This window comes from Nitrosomonas sp., from assembly GCF_019752415.1.
Taxonomy (GTDB): domain Bacteria; phylum Pseudomonadota; class Gammaproteobacteria; order Burkholderiales; family Nitrosomonadaceae; genus Nitrosomonas.
Genome location: NZ_JAIEME010000023.1, coordinates 1 through 7,609, shown reverse-complemented (window position 1 = coordinate 7,609; position 7,609 = coordinate 1). Strand labels below are relative to the sequence as shown.

Here is a 7,609-nt window from a genome sequence, read left to right as displayed (position 1 = left end):
TTTATGAGCTAGCGAATAGACCGAGGTAATCGTATGGCTGAGATCATTGATGAGCAAGTTGCAACTAATTTCTATTTTGACAAGAGCTTTAACAGCCAGGCCGTTAAGTTGTTACCCGGTGAATACTATGTTACAGACAAAGATATGCTCTTAGTAACAGTGCTCGGCTCATGCGTTGCAGCTTGTATTCGTGATTGTTACAGTGGTATCGGCGGTATGAATCATTTTATGCTTCCAGATGGAGGAGGGGATGCAGGTAGTCCGTTAAATGCTTCAGCCCGATATGGCACTTACGCTATGGAAATACTGATTAACCAGTTATTAAAACTTGGTGCCCGTCGGTGTAACCTTGAAGCCAAAGTATTCGGCGGCGGAAATGTTTTGGATGGATTAACGGTTGCAAATGTCGGTCCGAGGAACGCTGATTTTGTTCTAAAATTCTTACAAACAGAAAAAATAAGAGTCGTCGCAAAAGATCTGGTCGATATTTATCCTCGAAAAGTCTATTTCTTCCCAAGAAATAGTAAAGTGATGGTGAAGAAATTGAGAAATACACATAACACTACGATTTCTCAACGAGAAAAAGATTATAGGCAGCGTTTACGTAAAGTTGATTCTGGTGGAGATATTGAGTTATTTACTTAAATCAATTCTGCCTCTTGTACTAAATTGAGCATTTATCATGAAAAAAATTAAAGTTCTTATAGTTGATGATTCTGCTTTAATTCGTAAATTATTAAGTGAAATTATTGGTAGTCAGCCTGACATGGAGGCTATTGGTTCTGCGCCTGACCCTCTAGTGGCACGTGAAATGATTCGAGAACTGAATCCTGATGTGCTGACGCTTGATGTGGAAATGCCAAAAATGGATGGGCTTGATTTTCTGGAAAAATTAATGCGGTTGAGGCCAATGCCAGTAGTAATGGTTTCAACACTAACTGAGAAAGGTTCTGATGTAACATTTCGTGCGCTTGAGTTGGGTGCGGTTGATTTTGTTTCTAAGCCGAAAATTGATCTTGCGACAGGATTGAAAGAATATGGCGATGAGATCGCAAATAAAATTCGTATTGCAAAATCAGCAAGACTCAAGCGACATGCACCTATGCCAGTCACAAAGAGTGTTTCAGCGGATGCGGTTTTGCCAGCAGTGTCAAATCGTATCGCTTCAACTGAAAAATTAATCATAGTGGGTGCTTCTACCGGTGGTACAGAAGCGATTAAAGAATTTTTAATACGCATGCCTCCCGATTCACCAGGGATTCTGGTAACGCAACATATGCCGGAGGGATTCACCAAGTCATTTGCCAATCGCTTAAACACTCTTTGTAAAATATCGGTGGTTGAAGCGCAAGGTGGTGAAAGAGTGTTGCCAGGACATGCATATATCGCCCCAGGACATTCGCATTTATTGCTCAAGCGTAGTGGCGCAAATTACATGACTGAATTAAATCAAGGCGAACTGGTTAGTCGACATCGGCCTTCAGTTGATGTACTATTTCGTTCTGCGGCTAATTGTGCAGGTAAGAATGCCATTGGTGTGATTCTGACAGGTATGGGTAAAGATGGTGCTGCTGGAATGCTGGAAATGCGTAAAGCAGGCGCTTATAATTTTGCACAAGATGAAGCAAGCTGTGTTGTTTTTGGAATGCCTAAAGAGGCAATTGCAGCGGGCGGGGTGAACGATATTGTTTCACTGAGAGAGATGGCCAAATCGGTATTGTCAAAAGTTTCCAGTATGGGATCACACGGTAATCGTATCTAGCTTGCATTCATACTTATTTCTTGATTTGAGGTAAAGTAAAAAAGTACATCGTCAATGAAAAAGATTATTTCTCGATTTATTGTATTTTTGGGTATTAGCTTTTTAGTAAGCTGCGGGTCTCTTCAGGAAAGAACTTCAGTTAAGTTTGATCCTAACCCTACTGCTAATCAATCGGCTGATACCAGTCATGTCAAAAAAGCACTTTATTCCCAGTTTTATGAATGGCAGGGCGTACGTTATCAACGAGGCGGACTCAGTCAGCGGGGAGTTGATTGTTCTGGATTTGTGCATTTGACGTTTAAATCAAAACTCGGTTTGCACCTGCCGAGAACAACCAGAATGCAAGCAAGGTTAGGAAAAGAAATCAGGAAAGATGATTTGAAGGCCGGTGATCTGATATTTTTTAAAACCGGTTCAATCTCAGAGCATGTAGGCATTTATCTCGAGAAAAATAAATTTCTACATGCCTCTCAAAAACAAGGTGTCACAATATCCCGGTTAGATAATGTTTATTGGAAATCTAACTATTGGAAATCAGTTCGTATATAAAAAATAATTCTAAGAAAGTTTGTATTCATTTTCTTTAAACGCATAAGCTTGGGTTTGTTCGTTTGCGTATTCATCGCTTTCAGTGTTACTGTGCTGAGAAACTATAGTTCGGCTATATTGTTTTTGAATGCAGAATGGTGAGTAAATTCAATTTTTGTAGGAAAGTGAAATGAATGAAGAAATCAAACAGAGATTACAAAAAAAAGAAATCTGGCAACGTGGATTTTATATAATTCTTTTTATGTGTATCTATGGTTTTTCTAATTTCCTGATTGTTAGTATTTTCTTCTTTCAGTATGTTACGTTGATATTAACTGGCCAAACAAATTTGCTGCTACTTGGATTCAGTAAGAATTTAGGTGTCTATATCCATCAAATAATAACCTTTCTATCATTTAACAGTGATCAACGCCCATTTCCATTTAGTGCATGGCCTAATGGCACATGCGATATTGAGCCGTTTAAAGATGTCAACACAAACGATTAGTTGACCGTTGAGGAGATCGTTGTAACGTGCTCGTTCCATTTGCGAGACGAGGAGTCAAAAATGAAAAAGTACCAAAGTTTGAGTCATACACGCTAAGATTGCAAAAAGCATGTGGTATTTATTCCCAAGCAGTCAAAGAAACTGTTATTTGGCAAGCTAAGGAAACATAGAGGCTGATCATATCACTCTATTCTCAACTGAAAATACTCGAAAACCTCACTCTCCAGCAAAATGCTGAGGAGAATCAAAAAGAGTATCTAAAGGGTTTTCAAATATTCGATGATCGCTAAGGCCCCCGCTTTGTCATTACTCCAATTAAGTTTGAATGTTTTGCCATCTTGCTGGATATCTTTGTCGTGGCCTTTATTACTCATAGCCGGAGATAGGCGAGTATCAAAAACATAGCCTTCTTTATTTGCTGTCGTATCGTTTGTATTCCATGCAAAACCAGCCAATTTTTTGTCATAATCCAAACGGCTTTTTACGAAAATGGCCGGGCGTTCATTTGGCACCAATAGATGATAAAGCGTCGGCACTGAACCATTGTGTAAGTAAGGTGCTTGCGCCCATAGCCCTACCAAGGGTAACGCGTTGTAACCATCATGTAATTTGGGCGGTGTCATTGCTAAAGATTTTTTGCCCTCCAGTGAAACACCTTTATAGTGCGCACAAGGTTTCGCATCTTTGCCATACATTTGCACGACAGTATCTGCGCCACACACATCGTTAAAACCGCTGATCGCACCAAGCGTGACAAATAATCCGGCAACCTTAGCACGCCCCATATCGGTGCCAATATCGCGGTAAACCTTGCCATTATTGGGTTGATGGCAGGCGGCGCAATTTTCAGCAAATAATGCCTGACCTTTTTTCGCTAATGCAATATCCACCTCAAACGGATAAACACTTGCAGGCATTTTATCTAGCACTTCTTCCGAAAATGCCGATACGCGCACATCCACATTCTCATAACCAATTGTTAATTGTGCCGCGATGTTTTTATAGATAGGTAATGGAATATGTCCTGTCCACTGTCCGCCACCATTGATTAAATCGGATTTATCGCTATTCCATACTGGGTCGTGCGTGTTTTGTTCCCACACCACCATAATATCCGTGACACCATGGCTGGGCGGAAGCGCAAGTGAAGCAAACGGCTTCGTAAGTGCCTTTTGTTTTAAATTAATGTTGGCTTTCACAGTATTGAAACCAATGGCATCTTCCATTCCGGGCAAGCCATCAAACAATCTTGATTCCGCTCCTTTGTAGTATTTTTCGACAAATGCTTTCCAGCCCTCATATTCACTAACATGATGCTGAATAAACTGCACAATCACTTTATCAGCGGTTGATTTGAATAAATCAACTTGCACCTGCTCGTATGCAGCGTCAAATATCCGGTCTTCATAAGTATAATTTTTATAAAAATAATTTGGATCAGAAGCACGTGCTTCATCCAATGCGGTTAGAATCTTTTCTTTGATCAGTTGAGTTTGTTTAGCAAGATTTGTTTCCTTACCCACCATCTTAGTAATAGATTGCACTAAGCGTTTGCGATAGCCAATCACGTTAAACTCGGAATTAACGCCACCATCTAAATAATAAATGCTGTTGTCATCAAGGCGAACTCGCCCAATATGACATGCACCGCAGGCGAAGGAGGCATAATCAATATTAGCTTTCGGATCAGCACGCGACATACCAGTAAAACCCATGCCGCGTGGAACTGGTGAACCCTGCAAGCGCTCATCATAAAACAGGCCCATGACACTTAAGAAATCATCACCTTCTCCCCAATATTCAGGTGCAACCTTCGGCAATAATTTTAAGATGATGTAGGGAACGCCGTCCGTTTCACTTTGAGCAAAGTCTGCAAAGCGATTGTAAGCAGTCTGATATTTAGCAATATGTGCGTCGCGCGCAGCCATTTTATTTTGCTTGAATGCTTCCCAATCATCGGGTACCGCGTTAACAAAAGCGGGCGGCTCAGGTGCAGCCAGTTGTTTACTAAAACCTCCATCGGCGGAATACAAAAAATAAGCAGCACCAGTTGCCACTACAACCAAACCCAATACCAATTTTTTCATGCGCATTCCTTATGAAGTGATTGCTCATATCAAATATGATTTCTGATTCTATTCATCATTCTTTAAGTGGCGACATTTAATCATGTCCATAGACGATGCTCTATCAATGACTTCACATATAAAGTCATTGATAGATATATGAAGAATAGTGCTTCGTTGCAAAAACTTATTTATCCCAAACTAATGAGTAGGATTCTGGAAAGGGGCCATTTTTAAAATCAATCGGCGCTGCTGCTCGTAAATTCTTTAACAGTAACACGTGGCGAACCATTTCCGGGATCATTTCCATGCCCACATATTTACCTAAACAATCATGGGGACCAAATCCGAAATTGAAGTTGTGGTAAAAAGTGCGATCTGGATTGAATTCATCTGGGTTGGTGTTGGCAAAAGTATCAAACATTGCTGATTGCGTAAGCACAAGCACATTAGTTCTAGCAGGTATCAGTGTCTCATAGTCTGTACCTTTTGCTAAGGTATAGTCTTGTGAGGTTTGGCGGAACATATAGGGACTAATTGGTACATAACGCAGCGCTTCCCACACGATATTATCAAACGCTTGCAAGTCTGTTTGTTGGGCTGCGGTTTTGGCTTCTGCCAGAAGAACTGGTTGATTAACAAAAAACTCGATTACTTGAGCCGTTGCTTGTGAAGTAGTTTCAATTGATCCAATCAATAAACCACCTGCATTAGCACCCACACGTACTAAATCAAATTCAACTTGTTGCGGAAAACTGCTGCGCAACATACGTGTGAACACATCGTCTTTGGGAATGTGCGTCGGCTTACCTGTTAACTTATCAAGAATACCTTTTACAATGCGCTGAGCAATCGTCAAGAAATCTTTGGCTTGCTCTAGCTTTACCATGGCTAGCTTCTCGATCAATTCTTTTTTAATGTAATTAGCGAGCGCAGTGGATACGCGTGCATGATTATCTAAAATAAATTTGTTTTGTTCTGGTGAATTTAAATCAAATGGTTGATTGTGGAATGTATTATATTGATTCCAAAAAGACCAATCGATTAAATCCTTTTTATCCACATTACCCAAGCCAAAGTATTGCTGAACCATAATGGCTGGTACCATGCGGCAATAGTTGTATACGATGTCGATATTGCCATCAGCATTCGCAAGAATCTCTTGACTGGTTTGTGCGATTAAGGCACGGATTCTCGGCAAATCATTGCGATTTAGTAAACCTTGCATTAAGGATTTTTCGCGGTAGTGAAAGGCATTATCGTCATGCGCCATTAAATAACCAGGATCCGTGGCTGTTACTCCCATCTTGGGTTTGTATAGATCAACCGTAAATATTCTTGGCATTTGCAATAAATCAGTCACGTCCGTATAGCGACTCACTAAAACACATTCAGGGGTGATAAGAATAGGACGCTGAGCACGTAATTGTTTAAAAAATGGGAGTGGTTCGCTCATCATCCAGCGACGCACTAGGGGGTATTTGTCCGTCGTGGCGGCACTATCGTATTCGGCCAGATAATCCTTAGTGTTGCTAGTTGCAATATTAGTCATAAATCCTCCCCTTCTATTATGGTTTAGGAATTGTTGCTTCATCCATGAGGAATCATCTAAGGCAATTCCGTGGAATTCTGAATAAATAACACCACAAAAAAATAATAAAAAGTTTCTGGCGACTAAGAAATCACAAAGAGATTATAAACTTCAGTCAATTCGAGTATTCGTCTTGCTTGCCTCTCAGATGATTTCTATAATTAAGTCTACGATTTGACTTGCCTGGCATAATCGTGTTTGTTTCAGTTGTACTAGCTCAAATCAGATCGTACCGTTACCGAATTGACTGGATGGATGCTTGTCAGATTAGATTTGGTTCATATTTTTGCTGTTCCAAATCTGTTTTTTACTAAGCAAAGTTTCCACATAGGTTTTCAATTACAGATTTTTCCCGGATGAATTCTTTCATTATTGTAATAATCGACCCAACTGTCCAGATCTTTTTGTAGGAATTCCAAATCATGGTAGAGTTTCTTCCAGAAAATCACTTAAGATTGGCGCGTTACCAATCCCACTTACCGGACAGGACACTCACGGTGCAAGACAAAGCTCCTATTAGGTCACAAGTATTGCGCCCAGTAACGCTCGGGGAATGCCTGGACTAGATCGACAGGTCAACGCAAAGGCACTACTTCGCCAATCCCAGCACGGGTCAGATCAAGTCAGACATTCCAAGGCATATTAAACTGAGTATCCCAACAATTTCCCAGACGACTCATACTGCCAATAAAACCATATGCTTTCAGTAGATTGCGGTATGCTTTGCCGGCATACTGCGGTCCGCGAGTCCTGCTGCACATCAGGCCAGGTGGTGGCCGACGCAACCAGCTAGCCATTCGCAATGCATCACAAACCAGTGTTGCTTTCATCCGTGAGCTCATGCTCCAACCGGCCACTTTTCTGGAAAATAAATCTATTACGATTGCGAGATACAACCAGCCTTCCTGTGTCCAGATGTATGGGATAGCGCTGACATCCACTTGTTCCGGTTTGGCAACAGTATATTGCCGATTCAGTTAGCCCTGATTTCGACGCTTCTGGCCGTTCCTGCTAACGTAAATCCCTGATCCACAAACAGACTGGTTGCATCCAGTTTGAATTCCTTTGTATATTATTTCACTACTGTCCCATTAACTTTCAAAGTAGAGACATCTGAATATGAGAGGGGTGATACAGGTTATGCGGGTCACCTC

Annotated in this window: 6 protein-coding genes and 3 pseudogenes; 5 read left to right on the top strand and 4 right to left on the bottom strand. The window is 41.0% G+C overall.

Annotated features, from left to right (window positions below):
- Positions 1–33 precede the first annotated feature (33 nt).
- The 5 genes and pseudogenes from cheD to K2P83_RS04565 all read left to right on the top strand — a co-directional run.
- Positions 34–645 (top strand): chemoreceptor glutamine deamidase CheD, encoded by a 612-nt coding sequence (gene cheD, locus K2P83_RS04585; protein WP_292926746.1) that lies wholly within the window; start codon positions 34–36, stop codon positions 643–645.
- 37 nt (positions 646–682) lie between these two features.
- Positions 683–1,762 (top strand): chemotaxis response regulator protein-glutamate methylesterase, encoded by a 1,080-nt coding sequence (locus K2P83_RS04580; protein ID WP_292926744.1) that lies wholly within the window; start codon positions 683–685, stop codon positions 1,760–1,762.
- Between the two features lie 54 nt (positions 1,763–1,816).
- Positions 1,817–2,311, top strand: coding sequence for an NlpC/P60 family protein (locus tag K2P83_RS04575; protein WP_292926742.1), 495 nt, complete (start codon positions 1,817–1,819; stop codon positions 2,309–2,311).
- Between the two features lie 169 nt (positions 2,312–2,480).
- Entirely contained in the window at positions 2,481–2,798 is a 318-nt protein-coding gene (locus K2P83_RS04570; RefSeq protein ID WP_292926740.1) for a DUF4389 domain-containing protein, read from the top strand.
- 60 nt (positions 2,799–2,858) lie between these two features.
- Positions 2,859–2,972: pseudogene (locus K2P83_RS04565) on the top strand (IS200/IS605 family transposase); the annotation flags it as partial.
- A gap of 83 nt (positions 2,973–3,055) precedes the next feature.
- Here the strand turns inward: K2P83_RS04565 and K2P83_RS04560 are convergent.
- From K2P83_RS04560 to K2P83_RS04545, 4 genes and pseudogenes are all read right to left on the bottom strand, one after another.
- Positions 3,056–4,885, bottom strand: coding sequence for a cytochrome c (locus K2P83_RS04560; RefSeq protein WP_292926738.1), 1,830 nt, complete (start codon positions 4,883–4,885; stop codon positions 3,056–3,058).
- Positions 4,886–5,051: 166 nt separating this feature from the next.
- Entirely contained in the window at positions 5,052–6,416 is a 1,365-nt protein-coding gene (locus K2P83_RS04555; protein WP_292926736.1) for a cytochrome P450, read from the bottom strand.
- 306 nt (positions 6,417–6,722) lie between these two features.
- Positions 6,723–6,904, bottom strand: a pseudogene (locus tag K2P83_RS04550) (IS481 family transposase); the annotation flags it as partial.
- Between the two features lie 204 nt (positions 6,905–7,108).
- Positions 7,109–7,432 (bottom strand): annotated as a pseudogene (locus tag K2P83_RS04545) (DDE-type integrase/transposase/recombinase); the annotation flags it as partial.
- Positions 7,433–7,609: the final 177 nt, after the last annotated feature.

Bases quoted from the DNA above. Each gene is read 5' to 3' on its own strand.
- K2P83_RS04560 (WP_292926738.1), bottom strand. From the start codon at position 4,885: ATGAAAAAATTGGTATTGGGTTTGGTTGTAGTGGCAACTGGTGCTGCT.
- K2P83_RS04570 (WP_292926740.1), top strand. From the start codon at position 2,481: ATGAATGAAGAAATCAAACAGAGATTACAAAAAAAAGAAATCTGGCAA.
- K2P83_RS04575 (WP_292926742.1), top strand. From the start codon at position 1,817: ATGAAAAAGATTATTTCTCGATTTATTGTATTTTTGGGTATTAGCTTT.
- K2P83_RS04555 (WP_292926736.1), bottom strand. From the start codon at position 6,416: ATGACTAATATTGCAACTAGCAACACTAAGGATTATCTGGCCGAATAC.
- K2P83_RS04580 (WP_292926744.1), top strand. From the start codon at position 683: ATGAAAAAAATTAAAGTTCTTATAGTTGATGATTCTGCTTTAATTCGT.
- cheD (WP_292926746.1), top strand. From the start codon at position 34: ATGGCTGAGATCATTGATGAGCAAGTTGCAACTAATTTCTATTTTGAC.